We start from the raw sequence: 17,439 nt of genomic DNA, 5'->3' as shown, positions 1-17,439 counted from the left end.
TAGAAAGAAGATACGGCAAATGCAGAAAAAACTGTATATCGGCACGAATACGAAGATGTATAAGACCATACGCCAGATCGTTGCGTTCCTGGACGAATTGGGAAGCCTTACCCGGGATATTGACAGGAATCTGCTGGAACTGTTTGTGATTCCTTCCTATACGGCCCTGGATGCAGCGGCAAGGACCGCCCAGGCCCAGGCCATCACCCTGGGGGCACAGAACATGAGCTGGGAGGATGAAGGACAGTTTACCGGAGAGGTGTCGCCTCTTATGCTGGAGGAGACAGGGGTGCGGCTGGTCTGCATCGGACACAGTGAAAGACGGCATATTTTCGGTGAGGACGACGAGGTTGAGAACAAGAAAGTCCTGGCAGCCCTGCGTCATCATTTCACCCCTCTTCTATGCGTGGGGGAAACGGCCAGCCAGAAGGAACTGGGAATCCAGAATGAGGTTTTAAGGAGCCAGCTGAAGGTGGGGCTGTGGGATACGTCCCCTGAGCAGGCGCGGCATATCTGGATTGCCTACGAGCCGGTCTGGGCCATCGGGGTTGGAGGGACGCCGGCCGGAGTCATGTACGCCAGCCGGATGCATACGGTAATCCGCCAGACGCTGAGGGAGATATATGGCGGGGAGGCCGGGGACAGGATTCCCATCCTTTATGGCGGCAGCGTCAACAACATGAATGCACGGGAATTGATCCAGGCGCCGGATATTGATGGCCTTTTTATTGGCCGGAGCGCCTGGGACGCGGATAACTTCAGCAGGATTATCCATGATTTAGCGGATATTTGCTTAATAAAGTGAAAATGGAGGAAAATTTTATGAGAAGAAAGATCAGTATTGCCCTGTCACTCCTGATGATAGCCAGCACCCTGGGGGCCTGCGGCGGCAAAACAGCAGCAGCACCGGCTGCCAGCAAGAATGCAGATGCGCCAAGCGAAACCGTGGCTGATTCCGGCAAGACCCCGATTAAAATCGCATTTTCCGGTCCCATGACAGGCGACTATGCGGAATACGGCCAGAACTTCTACGCTGCCTGCGAGATAGCGGCGGATGAAATCAACAGTAACGGCGGCCTTTTGGACGGTTCTCCCGTGGAACTGCTGCAGTTTGATGACAAGAACAGCCAGGAAGAGGTAGGCGCCATTGCGGAGATGATTGCGTCCGACGACTCCATTGCGGCGGTTCTGGGACATTTTTCATCGGGCGTTGCCATGACGGCAGCCAATACATATATGGATGCAGGGATACCGCTGTTATCCGCATCCGCGTCACATCCTGATTATTCCGGCATGGGTGAGTACATTTTCCGTAATAATGTACTGATTTCACAGGAGGTTGAGACGGTCCTTCAGATCTGCCAGAACAGCGGCAGCAAACGGGTTGGTGTCCTGGTCCTGAAAAACGACTGGGGACAGGGCGCCCTGCAGGCCATGGAGACTGCCTATGAGCAGGTCAAGGGAAAAGTGGATTTCGAAATCGTGCTTCAGGAAGAGGTCATGGATGGAACCGAGGAGTTCTCAGCCAATATCACCAAGTTCATGGAACAGGACTGCGATACTGTTTTCGTGCTGACCATGTACGCCACCTTCGCGCCATTTGCAAACCAGTACCGCACCCTGAATCCTGATATTAAAATGTTCTCGGTTGGTTCCGCCTACTCTACGGAGTTAATTAACCTTGGCGGAAGCGCGGTGGAAGGCGTCCGCATGTGTGCAGGATTCAATCCTGAGAATCCTGACCCGGCAGCCCAGAAGTTCGTGCAGCAGTTCAATGAGAAGACAGGACATGACCCGGACAACATGGCGGTGCAGACCTATGAGAATGTGAATATGATTGCCCAGGCCATCGAACGGGCTGGAAGCGCTGAGCGCTCAGCCATTAAGGATGCACTGTATGATACGGATTATGACGCCATTACAGGACACATCACCTTTGACGAGATTGGCGATGCACAGAAGAACCTGCTGGTATTTGAAGTGAGCGGCGGCAAGTTCGTGGAGTTAAAGGACATGGTAATCCTGCCGTGGAATGAGTTTGTTGCTTCGCTGTAAGGGAAAACGGATTGTTATTTAAATGAATTGACTGGGGGTAAGTACATGTTATTTCAGCAGCTTATTAACGGATTGTCTCTTGGCATGATTTATGCACTGATTGCCGTGGGGTATTCACTGGTATTCGGGATTTTACGTCTGGTCAATATGTCCCACGGCGCAGTATATGCCCTGGGAGCCCATGTGGCGCTGCTGTTTGTGACGCTGGAATGGGGATGGGGACCCGCGCTCATCCTGTCATGTGTCCTGACGGCCATTATAAATGTGGGCTTTGACCGTATTGTGCTGGCTCCCCTGAGGGAAAAGAACACGCCCAGCATTGCGGCGCTTATCAGTACGGTGGGTTTTTCCTATATTGTACAGAATCTTCTGATGATTGCGTTTGGAAGTGAACGTAAACCATTTCCAAAGATATTCGATTTCGGGGTATGGAATGTGGCCGGAATCCGGCTGAATTCCACACAGGTGGTGATTGCGCTTGTATCCCTTGTGATGCTGTCTGTATTTACCCTCTTGATTTACCGGACAAGCATAGGGCTTTCCATGCGGGGGACGGAACAGAATGTGCGTGCGGCGCAGCTGGTGGGCGTCAATGTGCGCAATGTCATAACATTTACCTTTGCCCTTTCTGGGATTTCAGCGGCCCTTGCAGCGTTTCTGGTTGCAGGCTACTACAACACTGTTTATCCCACGATGGGGGTACAGATTGCGCTGAAGGCGTTTGCCGCAGCTGTTCTTGGCGGAATCGGCGTGCTCCACGGGGCAGTGGTGGGAGGACTGGTGGTGGGGGTTGCAGAGGCCCTTGCCGTCACCTACCTGGGCGGGGCCTACCGGGACGCCACCGCATTCATCATCCTGTTCCTGGTTTTAATCATCCGCCCCAACGGGGTCTTTGGTAAGAAAGTGACGGTGAAGGTGTAGAATGGATACCATGAAGAATATATTCCGCAATCTGAAAGAACTTTACTGGAAATATGACAAAACGGTCCATCTGGCGTTGGCCGTGGCGCTGGTGGCCCTCTATTTCCTCAATGTAAACCAGTATATGTACCGCGTGCTGATTATGATTGGCCTGTATGCCATGCTTGCACTGAGCCTGAATATCATACTTGGGCTGACCGGTATGCTGTCCATGGGACATGCTGCATTTTACTCCATCGGCGCCTATGCATCGGCTATCATGGGCACCCGGTACGGCATGGGCTTCTTTAGTTCCGCAGTCATTGGCGTCCTGTTCTCTGTGGTTCTTGGTATGCTGCTGGGACTGACCACCATGAGGCTTTCCGGTTCTTATCTGGCCATTACCACCATGGGCTTTGCCGAGGTTGTCAGGATGGTCCTGCTCAGCTGGGAGGATGTGACCAACGGGGCATTTGGGATCCAGCAGATCCCCCGTCCCAGAATCATGGGATATGAACTGACAACGGCGAATGGCGGCCTGTATCTGCTGGTGCTGTTTTTACTCATCCTTTCCATTGCATTCTGCGCGGCTATTGACAATTCAAAACTGGGACGGACCCTGCGGGCAATTAAAAACGACGAGCTGGCCACCGTTCTTATGGGAGTCAGCGTGGAACGCTATAAAGTAACGGCTTTTGCCATTGCAGGGGGACTGGCCGGGCTTGCGGGCGCAACCTTTGCGGCAATGAACCGTTACATTGATCCTAACACATTTAACTTTGACACTTCGATGCTCATTGTCTGCATCTGTATTCTGGGCGGCATGGGCAGTATCAAGGGGCAGATACTTGGAGCGGTACTCTTAGTGGCATTCCCCGAAGTATTGCGGTCATTTGCATTATACCGGTTTGTGGTATACGGACTCATACTTCTCGTCATGATGCGTTTCCGCTCCCAGGGCCTCTTGGGCAACTTATCCGACCGGCCCTACCAATTTCCAAAGGGCGTAACTTTTAAACACAAATCTAGTCCAGGCGGTGACACGGTATGAGTCTTCTTGAAATGAAAAACGTGACCAAAAAGTTTAAGGGCCTTGTGGCTGTCAATGACGTTTCCCTCCATGTGGAACAGGGGGAAATCATCAGCATCATCGGACCCAATGGGGCGGGCAAAACAACACTGTTCAATATGCTGACCGGTGTCTACCAGGTGACATCAGGGGAAATCATATTCAAGGGAAAACCAATCCAGAATAACAGGCCCCAGACCATCGTGGGGGCCGGTATTGCCCGTACCTTCCAGAATATCAGGCTGTTTAAGGAAATGCGTGTCATTGAAAATGTCCTCATAGGCGGCAGTATCAATATCAGGTATTCATTTCCCGACCTGGTGTTTAAGACAGCCAGATACCGCAGGGTTGAAAGGGAAAGCACCCAGAAGGCCATGGATATACTGGAATCCATCGGTCTGGCGGATTATGCCAATGACTATGCCCAGAACCTGCCCTATGGCCTGCAGCGCCGGCTGGAGATTGCCCGTGCCATTGCCACAGACACCTCGGTACTGCTTCTGGATGAGCCGGCTGCCGGCATGAACCCACAGGAGTCCGAGGATCTGCTGGATTTCATAAAAGAACTGCGGGACCAGGGATATACCATCCTGATGATCGAGCACGATATGAACGTGGTCATGAATATCTCGGACCGCATTTATGTGCTGGATTACGGCAAACTTATAGCTTCCGGACTGCCAAAGGAAATTGCCGCCAATCCCAGGGTCATCGAAGCCTACCTTGGTCAGGAGGAGGATGAGGATGCTTAAAATACGGAATCTGAATACTTATTACGGAGCAATCCACGCGCTGAAGGGTATTGACCTGGATGTGCCGGAGGGGAAGATTGTTACCCTGGTGGGATCCAACGGCGCGGGAAAAAGCACCACGGTCCTTTCCGCCACAGGAATCTTAAAGGTGGCGGAAGGCTCTGTTATCGAACTTAACGGTGAAAATATTGCCAATATGGGGCCTCACAAAATTGTTAAACGGGGCGTCAGCCTTTCACCGGAAGGCCGGGAGGTGTTCCCGTCCCTTACGGTGGAGGAGAACCTGCGCCTGGGCGCATTTCCCGTCAGGAACCAGAAAAAGATGATCAGCGACGGTTATGAGCGGGTCTGCCAGTTATTCCCCAGGCTGAAGGAACGTCTGAAACAGCAGGCGGGCACCCTGTCCGGCGGTGAGCAGCAGATGCTGGCAATCGGCCGCTCCCTGATGAGTAATCCAAAGCTTCTTCTGCTGGATGAGCCTTCCCTTGGCCTGGCGCCCAATCTGGTGAAACTGATTTTTGACCTGATCCGCGATATCAACCATCAGGGCGTGACCATCCTGCTGATTGAGCAGAATGCCAATATGGCGCTTAAGGTGGCTGATTACGGATATGTCCTGGAAACAGGAAGGATTTCACTCCACGGACCGGCTAAGGAACTGCGCAGCAATGAAGAGGTAAGGAAGGCATATCTGGGCAATGCCCATTCCTGATTGCGGTGGATACGGAATAAAATGTTTTTTGGAGAGGAGTATTTATGAAACAGATCATGATTGGCGGCATGGTGGAATCCTCGGCAGCGGCTCTGGGGTGTATGCGCATCTGCCGTGTGCCCCTGGAGGATGCGAAGAAGGTGGTGCATCAGGCCCTGGACCTGGGCATCCGCCTGTTTGACCATGCGGATGTTTACGGATTTGGGAAAAGTGAGGAGATTTTTGGGGAAATACTGGATCTGAAGACGCCTTCCGTCAGGGAGCGCATCCAGATCCAGTCAAAGTGCACCCTTATCCGCGACCAGGTACAGACCTTGTATAACGACCAGTCAAAGGAGCATATCATCAAGTCTGCGGAGCAAAGCTTAAGGCGCCTGGGAACGGATTATCTGGATCTGTTCCTGCTTCACCACCCGGATACACTGGTGGAACCGGAGGAGGTGGCAGAGGCATTTGATTATCTCCATTCCACCGGAAAGGTGCGGTGCTTCGGCGTTTCCAACCACAAGCCCATGCAGGTGGAACTGCTGAAAACCTGCGTGCGGCAGCCGCTTATCATTAACCAGCTTCAGTTTTCAGTGGCGCATCCCGATCTGGTGGACGCGTCCCAGCCCCTGCGCATGCAGCCCCATGCCCTTGCGGATACCAATGGGGATGTCCTTACCTACAGCCGCATCCATAAAATGACCATCCAGGCATGGAGCCCTTTCCAGTTCGGCTTTTACGGCGGACCTTTTATGGAAAATGAACAGTATCCTGAGCTGAACCAGGTGGCCGGGCGTCTGGCGGAGGAAAGACAGGTTTCCAAATCAGCTATTGCCATTGCCTGGATCCTGCGCCATCCTGCGAAAATCCAGCCCCTTATCGGCACCACCAATGCACAGAGGCTGAAGGATATATGCACGGGCATTGATGTGGAGCTGACCAGGGAAGAGTGGTATGAACTGTACCGGGCGCAGCTGAGGGACGAGGGCAAAAGCGATTTGTCCAGCTCTGTGTCCAAACAAAAGAAGTAGGGGCATTTTATGATACGCACAGTTATAATCGGAAGCGGGAATATTGCCCATACCAGGCATATTCCTAATATAAGGCGGTCGGGTCTGGCGGTCCTTCACGGAATCTATAACCGCAGCCTGGAACACAGCAGGAGGGATGCCGGTGAATTGGGCTGTAAAGCTTATGGGTGTCTGGATGAAATCTGGGCGGACAGCTGCGTGGACGCGGTTATCATCTGTACCCCGGCATCTACCCACTGCAGGTATACGCTGGCTGCACTGGCTGCTGGGAAACATGTCCTGTGTGAAAAGCCAATGAGTGTTACGGCCGGGGAGGCAGCGCTCATGCTGGAGGCTTCGGATATTGCAGAAGCCAAACTGATGGTTTCCCATAACCAGCGTTATTACGGACCCCACATAAAGGCCAGGGAATTACTGGATGCAGGTGTGATTGGTACAGTGCTGAATGTGCGCAGCTGCCTGGGACTGGATCTGCCCATGGATGATGCCTGTCCGGAAGATTACAATGCGGCAATCGAGGTGCTGAGCCACCGGATTGATTTGATGCATTACCTGCTCTCATCCTCTGTGAGCGGGGTGACGGCGCGTCTGACCCGGGTTGACGCACAGGGGCGCAGCCGCTGCGTGACCAGCGGGGATGACACCGCCATGGCAATCCTCCAGTATGAAAACGGCGTGATTGCCAGTCTGACGGCCAGCCGTGTCAGTTATAACGGCAATGACCGCACCACCCGGATATTTGGCACCAAAGGCAGCATTACCTTATACGGCCAGAAGGCGCCGGTCTGCGTGGAACTGGCGGACGGCCAGACGGAATACTTCTGCCTGCCGGATGTGCCCAGCCAGAGGGAGGTGGAGAAAACCCTTGTGGATGAGGCGTTTTTTCAATGCATCCTTAATGACGGGCCGCCGCCTGTATCCGCCAGGGACGGGCTGCGGGTCATGGAGGTTGTGGACGCGGTTTACCGTTCCAACCGGGAAGGGCGCTATATCGAGATTTAGATTACAGGGAAATGTAAATCATTGGATTACCATATAAATTGAAGAAAGAAGGGCTTATGATGAATCACCGCGAACGTATTATGGCTGCTTTTAACGGGCAGCCGGTTGACCGTGTACCGTTTTCCTTTTGGTTCCATTTTGTAAAGAATGAAGACAAAGCCGATGCAATGGAGAATCCGGAAATCCTGGATGCATTATATGAGGGGCACCGGCGCTATATCAATGAAGTGCAGCCGGATTTTGTGAAGGTCATGTGCGATGGGCTGTTCAGATATCCAAGTGACGGGCTGGTCCATTTTAAGTCCGTGGAGGATTTTGCGGGGATTGAGGCCCTGGACCGGGGACATCCCTGGATCCAGGCACATGTGAAAAGCGCGCGGCGTATTTCACAGCTGCGTGATGAGACGGTTTATATCTATAATGTGTTCTCGCCTTCCATGCTGTTCCGCATACTGCACGGTGAGGAGGTGTTCATGGCTGCGTTCCGGGAAAATCCGGTGAAGATGGGGGATGCCATGAAGCGGATAAGCGAGGGCACCGTGAACCTGGTGCGCGCTTTGATGGAGGACGGCGGCATGGATGGTATTTACTACTGTGTGCAGAACCAGAATGTGGATCTTATCAGCGATGAGGAACATGAAACGTATTTCGGCGAGGCGGACCGGCAGGTGCTGGAGGCGGCCAATGCCATCAATGACTGCTCCATTTTACATGTATGCGGTTATGAGGGAAGGCACAACCATGTGGACCAGTGGACCGGATATAAGTCAAAGGCGGTTAACTGGGCTGTTAATGTGGAAGGGGTTCCTCTGTCAGAAGGTAAGAGGCTGTTTGGAAACCGATGCGTGGTAGGCGGTTTTGCCAATACGGTCCAGGGAATCCTGAATACGGGGAGTGAGGAGGAGATTAAGGCTGCTGCCAAAAAGATTGTTGAGGATGCAGGCCGGGAAGGGCTGGTGGTGGCCGCGGACTGTTCGCTGCCGTTCTCCATTGACTGGAAGCATCTTATATGGGTGCGGGAAGCCCTGGAGTCCATGGGATGATTACATTTAATATAATGAAGTTTGTGTATACAAAGGCCAGGCGCAGTTAATGCGCCTGGCCCTTTCCTACTTAAGGTGCTGGCGCATGGCCTTTATCACATCCAGCACAAAGGTATATTCCTTTTCCGACAATCCGTCCATGGATTCGTTCAGCTGTATCCCATATGCATGATCGGCGCGTTTTGAATAGCGGACCCGTTCTTCCCTTCCCACAAGGGTGTCCAGGGAGATATCGAAAGCATCAGCAATGAGAATGGCGTTTCTGATGGTGGGGCTTTTCCTGCCGCTTATGTATTCGGACATAAGGGAGGTCTGTATGCCGGTCATGCGGCACAGGTCTGCCTGCTTCATTTCTTTCTGTATCAATAACAATCTTAAATTCTCATTAAATCCCATGTTTCCTACCTCCAGGAAGATATTAGCATTTGTGTGTGCCGCAGTCAATATTTTATTGACAAACTAACTAAAGATAGTATAATTGATATATAAAACTAACAAATGATAGCAATATGGAAAGGAGGATGTAAATGAGTAAAGATGATGGAGGGGCAGTAAGAAGAAACTGGCTGGAGCGCTCCATGGGCGCGGTTGAGAAGGTGGGGAACCTGCTGCCCCATCCCTTCTGGCTGTTTGCCAGCCTGGCTCTTGTCACCGTGGTCCTCAGCGCCGTCCTGTACGGGATGGGCTGGTCTGCTTCTTATGAGAATGTGGTGGATGGGGCCATACAGGTTACGTCGGCCCAGGTCACCAACCTGATGACCTTTGATACCCTGGCCTATTACCTTACCAACTTTATCAGCATTTTCGTCAATTATTATCCGCTGGGCATGCTTATATTCATGACGGTGGCTGTTGGATATGCTGAAAAACTGGGCCTGTTTGACGCCCTGATGCGCAAGGCGGTAATCGGCGCGCCGATTATGATAGTGTTCATTACCATTGCCTTTGTAGGCGTTAATTCCAGTATTGGCTTTGGGGCGGGTGTGGTGTTTACCATGGTCATTGCGGCGGCTGTCTTTAAGTCATTGGGACTGCATCCATGGATTGGCATCATCATGGGCTATGCGGCAGCCAACGGCGGTTACACGGCCTGTCTCATGATTGCGGCCACAGACACCACGCTGGCCGGGATATCGGCCCAGATTGTGGAGGCCAACCACATTGTGGACGCCAGCGGCGCCCTTGCGCCCACCCATGCGGCAATCAACTATTACTATGTGGCGGCAGCTACGTTTATCATTACAGCGGCCTGTGTCCTGGTCACTAAGTATGTGACGGTACCCCACCTTAACCGCCAGCACCCGGAGCTGGTCCTTAAGAAGGATGCAGGTGAGCTGGAGAAGATGAGGGTGACAAAGGAGGAGGGGAGAGGGCTTAAGTATGCGGGCTGGGCGGCCTTGGCGTATCTGGCCCTGATTGTCATTGCATGTATCCCTAAGTCGTCATTCATGCGGAGCGCGGACGGAACCCTGATTCCTAATTCCCCGTTCCTGAACATGATCATCCCCCTTCTGTTCTTTTTCTTCATGACAGTGGGAACTGCTTATGGAGTGGGGGTTAAGGCAATCAGGCAGTGGAAGGATATCCCCATCCTGATGGAGAAGTGTCTGGACATGGCGGCTTCCTTCATGATTGTCTGTCTGACAGCCTGCATCTTTGTGGACCTGTTTTCCCGCAGCGGGATTGCCACGGTGCTGGCGGCCAAGGGGGCAAGCCTGTTAATCCGGCTGAATATGGGGAATGTGGGGCTGTTCATACTGATTATCCTGCTCTCCTGTTTCTGCAACCTGTTCATCACCAGCAACAGCGGCAAGTGGGTCATGCTGGCACCCTTCCTGGTGCCTATGCTGGCCATGCTGGATATCAGCCCGGCCATGACCCAGATTCTGTACCGTATCGGCGATTCCTGTTTTAACATCCTTTCGCCGGTGGAGCTGAATGTACCCATTGCCCTGGGACTGCTGGAGTCATATAAGGTGAGCCAGGAGGACAAGGTGGGCATCGGTACCCTTATTTCCATGGAAATCCCCTATGCCCTTGCATATCTGCTGGTGTTCTTCCTTCTGGTACTGGTTTTCTATTTCCTGAATCTGCCCCTTGGACCGGGGGCTGGTATTTTCCTGTGATGACAGGGGAGGTGTGGATAGGGAAGTGCATTGGCAGGGGGCTGTATGGATATGTAACTGTACTGGTTAATGGACTGTCTGGACAAGGAACCGCATGGGCATAGGACTGCATGGGCATAGGGCTGCATGGGCATAGGACTGCATGGAAGACAGGCAGCAGGCTGCGGGACTGCGGTTAGGGCAGTATGTTGTTAATGAAAAGAGAGGAGAAGGAATATGATATCCATGGATTTGACCAATCAGGTGGCAATGGTCACAGGCGCAGGCGGAGGTATAGGAAGGGCGCTGAGCCTGGACCTGGCGGGACTGGGAGCGGACATGGTCCTGACATGCAGGACTTCCAGGACGCAATGTGAGGAACTGGCCCGTGAGATTGAGGGCATGGGCAGGCGGGTGTGCATACTTCAGGGGGATATCTCAAGTTCACAGGACTGCGCCCGCATGGCGGAGGAGGCGCAGGCATTTTACGGAGGCCCGGTGGGAATCCTGGTGAATAACGCGGGGTATTTCTATGATGTGTCGCCGCTGATACGCATGAGCGATGAGCAGATTAACCACACAATCGATGTTAATTTAAAAGGGACCATGTACATGTCCAGGGAAATCTGCCGTCGTCTGACTGACGCGGGCCTGCCGGGCCGGGTGGTCAACATCACCTCCGGGGCTGCCCATTCCGGCAGGGTGGATTTCAGTAATTACTGCGCCAGTAAGGCCGGTATACTGGGCCTTACAAGGGCAATGGCCCTGGAACTGGCTCCAGCCCATATTAATGTGAACTCAGTGTCCGTAGGATATGTGGAGGTGGGACGCTGGGAAGGCGATGCGGGTAAGGATGCGGTCCGGGCCAATATCATCCCGCGCATCCTTCTGCGGCGGCCTGGGAGTCCCAGGGATATCTCGCGTATGGTATGTTTTCTTGTGAGCGGGTGTGGGGACTGGATTACCGGAAGCGACTTCATCATTGACGGAGGCGAATCCTGCGGCCGGGTGCCATATGAGGACGGATAAACGGAAGACGCTGTGAAGAGATGACACTGTATAGGGATGGAACTGTATAGGAATTGCATTGCATTAGGAATGACTCAATGTAGGAAAGGCGCTCTATAGGAATTGCATTGCATAGGAATGACTCGATGTAGGAAAGGCGCTGTATTGAAAGAGCATTGCGTGCAGGGGACACTGTGTAAGGGACGCCGGATATAAAGGAGTGCGGCAGATGACAAATAAGGAATTTGAACATGTATTCCTGGAGGAGATAAGCGCCTCCAGGCTCATGGAACATGCAGGATATATTACCAGCCAGGACAGGGAGTCAGGAAGTCCGGGAGAGAAGAGGGCGGCCGAATATTTCCGTCAGGTCATGGAGGACCTGGGGCTGGATGTGGAAATACACTATGTGGAGAATTATATCAGCCTTCCCGTATCAGCCAGCCTGACGCTGGGCAGCGGCAGGGCGCTTAAGTCCTGTATTACCCACAGTTATGGGGCCTCCACGGGATGCGGCGGCCTGGAGGGGGAAGCCGTGTATGTCCGGGATGGACAGGACATTAAGGGGAAGATAGCAGTGATGGAAGGCCTTGCCTCGGCAGTTCCCTGCAAGGCCCTGGAGGACAGGGGAGCCGTGGGCATTATCTGCATCACGGGCGGGGCTTACCCGTACAACATGTCCATCAGTCCCATATGGGGACAGCCGGTCCCATCCACCCTGGACCTTCTGTCCAGGATACCGGTGGTGACAGTCAATGCAGAGGATGGCAGGCAGCTGCTGGAATGCCTTGAAAAAGGGGAATCCAGGGTCAGGATAAGGGCGGAGGTTTCCACCCGGTTCAGGACCGTGCCTGTGTGTACGGCGGAACTTAAGGCGTTAAGGCCCACGGACCGGTTTGTCATGTTCGGCGGTCATGTGGATTCGTGGCACAAAGGAGGGACGGATAACGGAGGCTCCAATGCGGTGGTGCTGGAGCTGGCCCGGGTATTCAGCAGACATACGGACAGGATGAACACCAACATCCGGTTTGTCTGGTGGAGCGGCCACAGCAACGGCCGGTACAGCGGCAGCAACTGGTATGCGGACACGTACTGGGAGGACATCCACGACCATGGGGTAATGAACTTTGACATCGATACCGTTGGTACAAAAGGGTCCGTGGATTTCTCCCATATCGAGTGCAACCGGCAGTGTTACGCCCTGGGACGCCAGGTGGTCAGGGAGAGGACCGGTCAGGACCCGGATTATATGCGCATCCAGCGCAATGGCGACCAGTCCTTCTGGGCCCACGGCCTTCCCACCCTGTTTGAATGCCTGTCACTGCAGCCTTCCGAAGGACAGGGCCAGGGTACGTTCATGCCGGGCCTTCCCTGGTACTGGCATACCACCCAGGATGTATTCGGACAGCTGGGGGAGGAGGAACTGTGCAGGGACGCGCAGATTTTCGCCCTGGCCATCAGCAGGGCCGTTATGTCCAACGTGTATCCCTTTGCCTATGAGGGACTGGCAGATGAGATGCTGGGGAATCTAAAACAGTATCAGAAGGAGGCTGCCGGGACCTTTGACTTAACAGGAATCATGGAAATGGTACTGCATCTGAAAGAAAAATTCCGGCTTTTGGATGAGCATATCATCCGCCTGAACCAGCTGGACGGGATGGATGAAGCCCTATGCAGGGAAGCGGAGAGGGTGAACCGGCTGTGTATGGATTTAAACAGGATACTCATTCCCGTGCATTACTGTAAAAACGGGGATTTATTCCAGGTGGACCTGGCTGTTCCCATTCCGGCCTTCCCTGAATTTGACCAGATTCCGGAGCTGGCCTCCATGGATAAGGAACAGGATGGGTTTAAGTTCCTGGAGCGTCAGCTGATCCGTGAGCGCAACCGGGTCCATTACTTTTTGAGACAGGCCCTTCTGCGGATGGAAGCAGACGGCCGGTAAACCAAATGGGAGGAAGCAGATGAAATATACACTGATAGGGGCCGGAGGGATTGGCGCTTCCATGGGGGCCTGGCTGTCCAGGGCGGGAACGGATATCCTGTATGTGGATGCGGTTTCGGAACATGTCCGTGCCATGAATGAGCGGGGCCTGACAATCCGGGATCCTGTAAACGGGGATTTCACGGTCCCGGTAAAGGCTGCGCTTATCGATGGGTTAAATGAACCTCTGGAGGCGGTGTTCCTGGCTACAAAGACGCAGCATACAAGAGCCGCCATGGAACGGATAGCCCCGCTGTTAAAGGACGACGGTTATGTGGTCAGCCTGCAGAACGGCATCAACGAATATGTGATTGCGGAATACGTGGGGGAACAAAGGGTCATAGGCGCATTTGTCAACTGGGCTGCGGATTATATTGAGCCTGGTGTCATACAGTTTGGAGGCCACAGCAATTTTGTGATTGGAGAGCTGGATGGCAAGGTGACCGGACGTCTGATGCATCTGCAGGAACTGTGCAGTTCCTTCCAACAAGTGGAGATAAGCAGTCAGATCATGCGCCAGCTTTGGAGCAAGCAGGTTAACATATGCGCCATGTTTGCCACCGGCATAACCCACCTGCTGATCCCGGGCGGAATGGAGTACCAACCGGCCCAGGAAACCATTGCCTGTATCGCCCTGGAAGCCATGCAGGTACCAAAAGCCCTGAACATAGAACTGATATCCTTTGATGATTTCCGCCCGGACCTGTACCGTCAGGGCAGGTACAGGGAAGCCCTGAAGGTGACAGCGGACCACTACCGTCCCATGGTGAAGAACTATACCGGCTTATACCGGGACCTGGCGGTGCGCAGGCGTAAAAGCGAGATTGACGGTACAGTAGGGATTGTGGTTCAGATGGGTGAACGCCTGGGTCTTGACCTTCCGCTTAACAGGAAGCTGGTATCCATGGTGAAGGAGATAGAGGGAGGCAGGCGTATGATCTGCACGGAGAACCTCCTGGAATTGAAATCTGAGTATGGGAAAATATATCCGGAGGGATTGAAGCAGTTGTTGTGACATGGAAGATTCAAGGCAGAGGGGACGTGGCTTTAGAGGCTGCGCCCCCTGCTTTTTATTTTATCTACCTCAAATCTTCCTTCATTGCGCGTATGACGTCCATCACGAATGTACATTCATTTTCAGATAATCCATCCATGCATTCGTTCAGCCGGGATACATAGACACTGCTTACAGAATCTGAGTAACGGACGCGTTCCTCCCTGCCGGCCAGGGTGTCCAGGGATATATCCAGGGCATCGGCCATCTGGATGGCATTGCCGATGGTGGGACTTTTCTTGCCATTGATATACTCGGACATAAGGGATGTCTGGATGTGGGCCAGGCGGCACAGGTCTGCCTGCTTCATGTTTTTTTCTATCAATAACCGTTTCAGACTTTCATTAAATTCCATATTCTTACCTCCAGAACGATATTAACATTTGAGAGCAGAAGCGTCAATCTTTTATTGACAAACTATCTAAAGCGAGTATAATAAAGCTATGTAACTCACAAAAGTTAGATAATTGAGGAAGGTGGGACCACATGATTTATCCGAATATCCGTATTGAGATGGAACGGGGTGGCTATACGGTCCATCAGCTGGCAGCCATCCTGGGACTTCCTTTAAGCGCGTTGGTTTATAAGCTCCATGGAAAGTGTGAATTCACCCTTTATGAGATTGAGTGCCTGGCGGATCTCTTTGACTGTTCCCTGGACTATCTGGTAGGCCACAGGAGGAAGGGGGTTAAGCAGGTCCGTTATGGGGGGATGATTACAATGGAACCATTTATCAGACAAAAAGAACGGGGCATACCCTGAACCTATCCTGGTTCCGGATCCCCCCCTCTTTTGGGAAATTCAAGATTTTGTTTTCTTATCGGTTGTTTTCTGCGGCTCTATTTTTTCATATAAGGAATGGATGATGCTTTTCACCAATTCCCTGTCTTTATCATTTAACAGGCTGTATTGTCTTGCCAGCTGCTTGACGTCTTCTTCCACGTCCAGGGAGCTGACGGTATCCAGGAATACCGGTTCCCTGCCATCTGTCAGCCATTCCGGATTTACATTATATTCCCGGCAGATATCTTTCAGCGTGCGGTCAGTGATGTTCCTTAAGCCCTTTTCCATATTGGTTATGGCTCCGCCGGTCATGTTGATGGATGCGCCAAAAGCACGGGTGGTGAGCCCTAATTGTGTGCGCAGGTACTTTAATCGTTCATGGATATCCACAGTTACACCTCCATGAATGAATTATAGTGCATTTTGTTTTCAAAGTAAACACAAAACCAGGAAAACTATTGACTTTGATTTCAAAGAATGCTAATATGATTTCATTGAAAACAAAAGAAGGGAGGGGTGCTGATGGGAAGTGAAAAAAGAGAGGATGTGAGGGAAATAGCTGTCAAGCTTGGGGCGATTTATATACAGTCTCCGGCTGACTACTACTATCTGAAAGGCTGGATACACTGTCTTATGAAAAAGGAGGGGATAGCTGATTTAAAGCACCTTTGCAAGCATCCGGCAGGGCGTCCGGCCTAAGTGTTAAGTGGGGTATTTACATTACATATCTGCAAAAACAACATGATTTAAGGAGGAGGAGTAAACATGATTCACAGAACAGACACAGGATTTAAGAGAACGGGCCTGAAAAAGAGGTTTGCCGCCATGATTCTGGCGGCGGCAGTGGCATCGTCCCTGGCAGCCTGCGGTTCCAGTCCAAGCGGGGCCAAACCATCCGATGCCGGAACCACCGCCAAATCCGGTGAGGCAGCCACGGAACCGGCAGGGGATGCGGCAAAGCAGGAGGAGACAACCGGTTCCCAGTACGCAGAGGGACAGTTCCATCTGAGGATTGCCACCGTGGTTACCGGAGACCATGCATGGGTACAGATGGGAGAGTATATGGCGGAACAGTTAAAGGAGCGTTCCGGCGGGGCCATAGAAGCCACTGTTTTCCCGGGCGGACAGCTGGGGAATGACGAGGGGACCATTGATGATATGCGCACGGGGGCGTTGGATATCGTCATTGGATCCACTCAGAACGCAGCTCCATTTGTAAGCCAGTTCCAGATCCTGTCCCTGGCATACCTGTTTCCCAACCGCGATGTATTCGAGGGACTGTTGGACCAGGATGGCCAGCTGTTCCAATATATCCAGGGCCTGTATGATTCCAACGGGCTTGGCCTGGTACTGCTGGGCTTAAGCAACGGCGGACAGAGGGACCTGCATACCAACAAGCCCATTGAGTCGGTGGCTGATCTGAAGAACATTAAGATGAGGACCACATCCTCGGCAACCGAAGCCCTGGTATGGCAGGCGCTTGGGACCATACCCACGGCCATGAGTTTTAATGACATCTATTCCGCGGTCCAGAGCAATACCGTTGCGGCATTTGAGTGCACACTGGCTGCATTTGACACCAATGCGCTGTATGAGGTTGCGAATTACCACATCAAGACAGCCCACCAGTTCACGCCTACCCATATCACCATAGGTGAAATCAGCTATAACAGGCTTCCGGAAGAGTTCCAGGACCTTCTCATGGAAGTGGGCAAGGAAGCCGCTGTGCTTGGAAGCCAGATTGCTGATGAAGCGGATGATACCCTTCTGGATTCCCTGGTAGAGGACCATGGGCTGATTGTCTGTGAGCCTGACCCCGCCGAGTTTAAGGCGATTGTTGAAGAACTGTATCCTAAGATTGCTTCTGATTGTGACGGACAGGAGCTCCTGGACCTGATTAACGGCCTCATCCAGTAACAAGGGTTGAAGGTTGGTATTTTTAGTACCTATTCGCAA

Annotated in this window: 19 protein-coding genes; 16 read left to right on the top strand and 3 right to left on the bottom strand. The window is 52.6% G+C overall.

Going from position 1 to position 17,439, the window contains the following annotated elements; genetic code table 11:
* The first annotated feature begins 19 nt into the window (after positions 1 to 19).
* Genes MCJ35_RS20570 through MCJ35_RS20530 form a run of 9 tightly spaced genes read left to right on the top strand, consistent with a single transcriptional unit; the run spans position 20 to position 8,549 of the window.
* A complete protein-coding gene (locus tag MCJ35_RS20570) occupies positions 20 to 805 on the top strand; it encodes a triose-phosphate isomerase family protein (protein ID WP_025485549.1) in 786 nt (261 codons plus the stop codon).
* Positions 806 to 822: 17 nt separating this feature from the next.
* Entirely contained in the window at positions 823 to 2,055 is a 1,233-nt protein-coding gene (locus MCJ35_RS20565) for an ABC transporter substrate-binding protein (RefSeq protein ID WP_240299633.1), read from the top strand.
* A gap of 45 nt (positions 2,056 to 2,100) precedes the next feature.
* The gene (locus tag MCJ35_RS20560) at positions 2,101 to 2,976 is read left to right on the top strand and encodes a branched-chain amino acid ABC transporter permease (RefSeq protein ID WP_025485551.1); all 876 of its coding nucleotides are present in this window, start codon (positions 2,101 to 2,103) and stop codon (positions 2,974 to 2,976) included.
* Between the two features lies 1 nt (position 2,977).
* Positions 2,978 to 4,006, top strand: a complete 1,029-nt coding sequence (locus MCJ35_RS20555) for a branched-chain amino acid ABC transporter permease (RefSeq protein WP_025485552.1) — start codon at positions 2,978 to 2,980, stop codon at positions 4,004 to 4,006.
* Positions 4,003 to 4,776 carry an ABC transporter ATP-binding protein gene (locus MCJ35_RS20550; RefSeq protein WP_025485553.1) on the top strand — a complete coding sequence of 258 codons (774 nt, stop codon included), beginning with the start codon at positions 4,003 to 4,005 and terminating at the stop codon, positions 4,774 to 4,776. The genes MCJ35_RS20555 and MCJ35_RS20550 overlap by 4 nt, the downstream gene beginning before the upstream one ends.
* Positions 4,769 to 5,488, top strand: a complete 720-nt coding sequence (locus MCJ35_RS20545) for an ABC transporter ATP-binding protein (RefSeq protein ID WP_025485556.1) — start codon at positions 4,769 to 4,771, stop codon at positions 5,486 to 5,488. The genes MCJ35_RS20550 and MCJ35_RS20545 overlap by 8 nt, the downstream gene beginning before the upstream one ends.
* 44 nt (positions 5,489 to 5,532) lie before the next feature.
* Positions 5,533 to 6,504 (top strand): aldo/keto reductase, encoded by a 972-nt coding sequence (locus MCJ35_RS20540; protein WP_025485557.1) that lies wholly within the window; start codon positions 5,533 to 5,535, stop codon positions 6,502 to 6,504.
* A 9-nt stretch (positions 6,505 to 6,513) separates the two neighbouring features.
* The gene (locus tag MCJ35_RS20535) at positions 6,514 to 7,506 is read left to right on the top strand and encodes a Gfo/Idh/MocA family protein (RefSeq protein WP_240299632.1); all 993 of its coding nucleotides are present in this window, start codon (positions 6,514 to 6,516) and stop codon (positions 7,504 to 7,506) included.
* A gap of 56 nt (positions 7,507 to 7,562) precedes the next feature.
* Complete coding sequence (locus MCJ35_RS20530; RefSeq protein WP_081739191.1) at positions 7,563 to 8,549, top strand: uroporphyrinogen decarboxylase family protein; 987 nt, start codon at positions 7,563 to 7,565, stop codon at positions 8,547 to 8,549.
* A gap of 66 nt (positions 8,550 to 8,615) precedes the next feature.
* On the opposite strand, the gene MCJ35_RS20525 is transcribed toward MCJ35_RS20530, so the two are convergent.
* On the bottom strand, positions 8,616 to 8,945 hold the full coding sequence (locus MCJ35_RS20525) for a helix-turn-helix domain-containing protein (protein WP_025485561.1): 330 nt from the start codon (positions 8,943 to 8,945) through the stop codon (positions 8,616 to 8,618).
* A gap of 131 nt (positions 8,946 to 9,076) precedes the next feature.
* Here MCJ35_RS20525 and MCJ35_RS20520 point away from each other — a divergent pair, with 131 nt between their 5' ends.
* From MCJ35_RS20520 to MCJ35_RS20505, 4 genes are all read left to right on the top strand, one after another.
* Complete coding sequence (locus MCJ35_RS20520) at positions 9,077 to 10,675, top strand: AbgT family transporter (RefSeq protein ID WP_025485563.1); 1,599 nt, start codon at positions 9,077 to 9,079, stop codon at positions 10,673 to 10,675.
* A 216-nt stretch (positions 10,676 to 10,891) separates the two neighbouring features.
* Positions 10,892 to 11,683 (top strand): SDR family NAD(P)-dependent oxidoreductase, encoded by a 792-nt coding sequence (locus MCJ35_RS20515; RefSeq protein ID WP_227795804.1) that lies wholly within the window; start codon positions 10,892 to 10,894, stop codon positions 11,681 to 11,683.
* A gap of 208 nt (positions 11,684 to 11,891) precedes the next feature.
* Entirely contained in the window at positions 11,892 to 13,607 is a 1,716-nt protein-coding gene (locus tag MCJ35_RS20510; RefSeq protein ID WP_025485565.1) for a M28 family peptidase, read from the top strand.
* Positions 13,608 to 13,626: 19 nt separating this feature from the next.
* Positions 13,627 to 14,661: a ketopantoate reductase family protein gene (locus MCJ35_RS20505; protein ID WP_025485567.1), complete on the top strand. Its 1,035-nt coding sequence runs from the start codon at positions 13,627 to 13,629 to the stop codon at positions 14,659 to 14,661.
* Between the two features lie 64 nt (positions 14,662 to 14,725).
* Here the strand turns inward: MCJ35_RS20505 and MCJ35_RS20500 are convergent, their stop codons facing one another.
* Positions 14,726 to 15,055: a helix-turn-helix domain-containing protein gene (locus tag MCJ35_RS20500; RefSeq protein ID WP_008719793.1), complete on the bottom strand. Its 330-nt coding sequence runs from the start codon at positions 15,053 to 15,055 to the stop codon at positions 14,726 to 14,728.
* A 131-nt stretch (positions 15,056 to 15,186) separates the two neighbouring features.
* On the opposite strand from MCJ35_RS20500, the gene MCJ35_RS20495 reads away from it, so the two are divergent.
* Entirely contained in the window at positions 15,187 to 15,462 is a 276-nt protein-coding gene (locus MCJ35_RS20495; RefSeq protein ID WP_025485568.1) for a helix-turn-helix domain-containing protein, read from the top strand.
* A 39-nt stretch (positions 15,463 to 15,501) separates the two neighbouring features.
* Here the strand turns inward: MCJ35_RS20495 and MCJ35_RS20490 are convergent, their stop codons facing one another.
* A complete protein-coding gene (locus MCJ35_RS20490) occupies positions 15,502 to 15,873 on the bottom strand; it encodes a helix-turn-helix domain-containing protein (RefSeq protein WP_025485569.1) in 372 nt (123 codons plus the stop codon).
* A gap of 132 nt (positions 15,874 to 16,005) precedes the next feature.
* Here MCJ35_RS20490 and MCJ35_RS20485 point away from each other — a divergent pair, with 132 nt between their 5' ends.
* A complete protein-coding gene (locus tag MCJ35_RS20485; RefSeq protein ID WP_155858469.1) occupies positions 16,006 to 16,182 on the top strand; it encodes a hypothetical protein in 177 nt (58 codons plus the stop codon).
* Positions 16,183 to 16,248: 66 nt separating this feature from the next.
* On the top strand, positions 16,249 to 17,400 hold the full coding sequence (locus MCJ35_RS20480; RefSeq protein ID WP_227795800.1) for a TRAP transporter substrate-binding protein: 1,152 nt from the start codon (positions 16,249 to 16,251) through the stop codon (positions 17,398 to 17,400).
* The last annotated feature ends 39 nt before the right edge of the window (positions 17,401 to 17,439 follow it).

This window comes from Enterocloster sp. OA13 (assembly GCF_022440595.1).
GTDB lineage: Bacteria > Bacillota > Clostridia > Lachnospirales > Lachnospiraceae > Enterocloster > Enterocloster hominis.
The sequence above is the reverse complement of the archived record's forward strand: the minus strand, read 5'-3'. Positions and strand labels throughout refer to the sequence as shown.

Excerpts from the sequence above, each read along its gene's own strand:
- MCJ35_RS20530 (WP_081739191.1), top strand. The coding sequence starts at position 7,563 with ATGATGAATCACCGCGAACGTATTATGGCTGCTTTTAACGGGCAGCCG.
- MCJ35_RS20570 (WP_025485549.1), top strand. The coding sequence starts at position 20 with ATGCAGAAAAAACTGTATATCGGCACGAATACGAAGATGTATAAGACC.
- MCJ35_RS20565 (WP_240299633.1), top strand. The coding sequence starts at position 823 with ATGAGAAGAAAGATCAGTATTGCCCTGTCACTCCTGATGATAGCCAGC.
- MCJ35_RS20510 (WP_025485565.1), top strand. The coding sequence starts at position 11,892 with ATGACAAATAAGGAATTTGAACATGTATTCCTGGAGGAGATAAGCGCC.
- MCJ35_RS20520 (WP_025485563.1), top strand. The coding sequence starts at position 9,077 with ATGAGTAAAGATGATGGAGGGGCAGTAAGAAGAAACTGGCTGGAGCGC.
- MCJ35_RS20550 (WP_025485553.1), top strand. The coding sequence starts at position 4,003 with ATGAGTCTTCTTGAAATGAAAAACGTGACCAAAAAGTTTAAGGGCCTT.
- MCJ35_RS20500 (WP_008719793.1), bottom strand. The coding sequence starts at position 15,055 with ATGGAATTTAATGAAAGTCTGAAACGGTTATTGATAGAAAAAAACATG.
- MCJ35_RS20480 (WP_227795800.1), top strand. The coding sequence starts at position 16,249 with ATGATTCACAGAACAGACACAGGATTTAAGAGAACGGGCCTGAAAAAG.
- MCJ35_RS20505 (WP_025485567.1), top strand. The coding sequence starts at position 13,627 with ATGAAATATACACTGATAGGGGCCGGAGGGATTGGCGCTTCCATGGGG.
- MCJ35_RS20515 (WP_227795804.1), top strand. The coding sequence starts at position 10,892 with ATGATATCCATGGATTTGACCAATCAGGTGGCAATGGTCACAGGCGCA.
- MCJ35_RS20560 (WP_025485551.1), top strand. The coding sequence starts at position 2,101 with ATGTTATTTCAGCAGCTTATTAACGGATTGTCTCTTGGCATGATTTAT.
- MCJ35_RS20525 (WP_025485561.1), bottom strand. The coding sequence starts at position 8,945 with ATGGGATTTAATGAGAATTTAAGATTGTTATTGATACAGAAAGAAATG.
- MCJ35_RS20545 (WP_025485556.1), top strand. The coding sequence starts at position 4,769 with ATGCTTAAAATACGGAATCTGAATACTTATTACGGAGCAATCCACGCG.
- MCJ35_RS20495 (WP_025485568.1), top strand. The coding sequence starts at position 15,187 with ATGATTTATCCGAATATCCGTATTGAGATGGAACGGGGTGGCTATACG.
- MCJ35_RS20535 (WP_240299632.1), top strand. The coding sequence starts at position 6,514 with ATGATACGCACAGTTATAATCGGAAGCGGGAATATTGCCCATACCAGG.
- MCJ35_RS20540 (WP_025485557.1), top strand. The coding sequence starts at position 5,533 with ATGAAACAGATCATGATTGGCGGCATGGTGGAATCCTCGGCAGCGGCT.
- MCJ35_RS20485 (WP_155858469.1), top strand. The coding sequence starts at position 16,006 with ATGGGAAGTGAAAAAAGAGAGGATGTGAGGGAAATAGCTGTCAAGCTT.
- MCJ35_RS20555 (WP_025485552.1), top strand. The coding sequence starts at position 2,978 with ATGGATACCATGAAGAATATATTCCGCAATCTGAAAGAACTTTACTGG.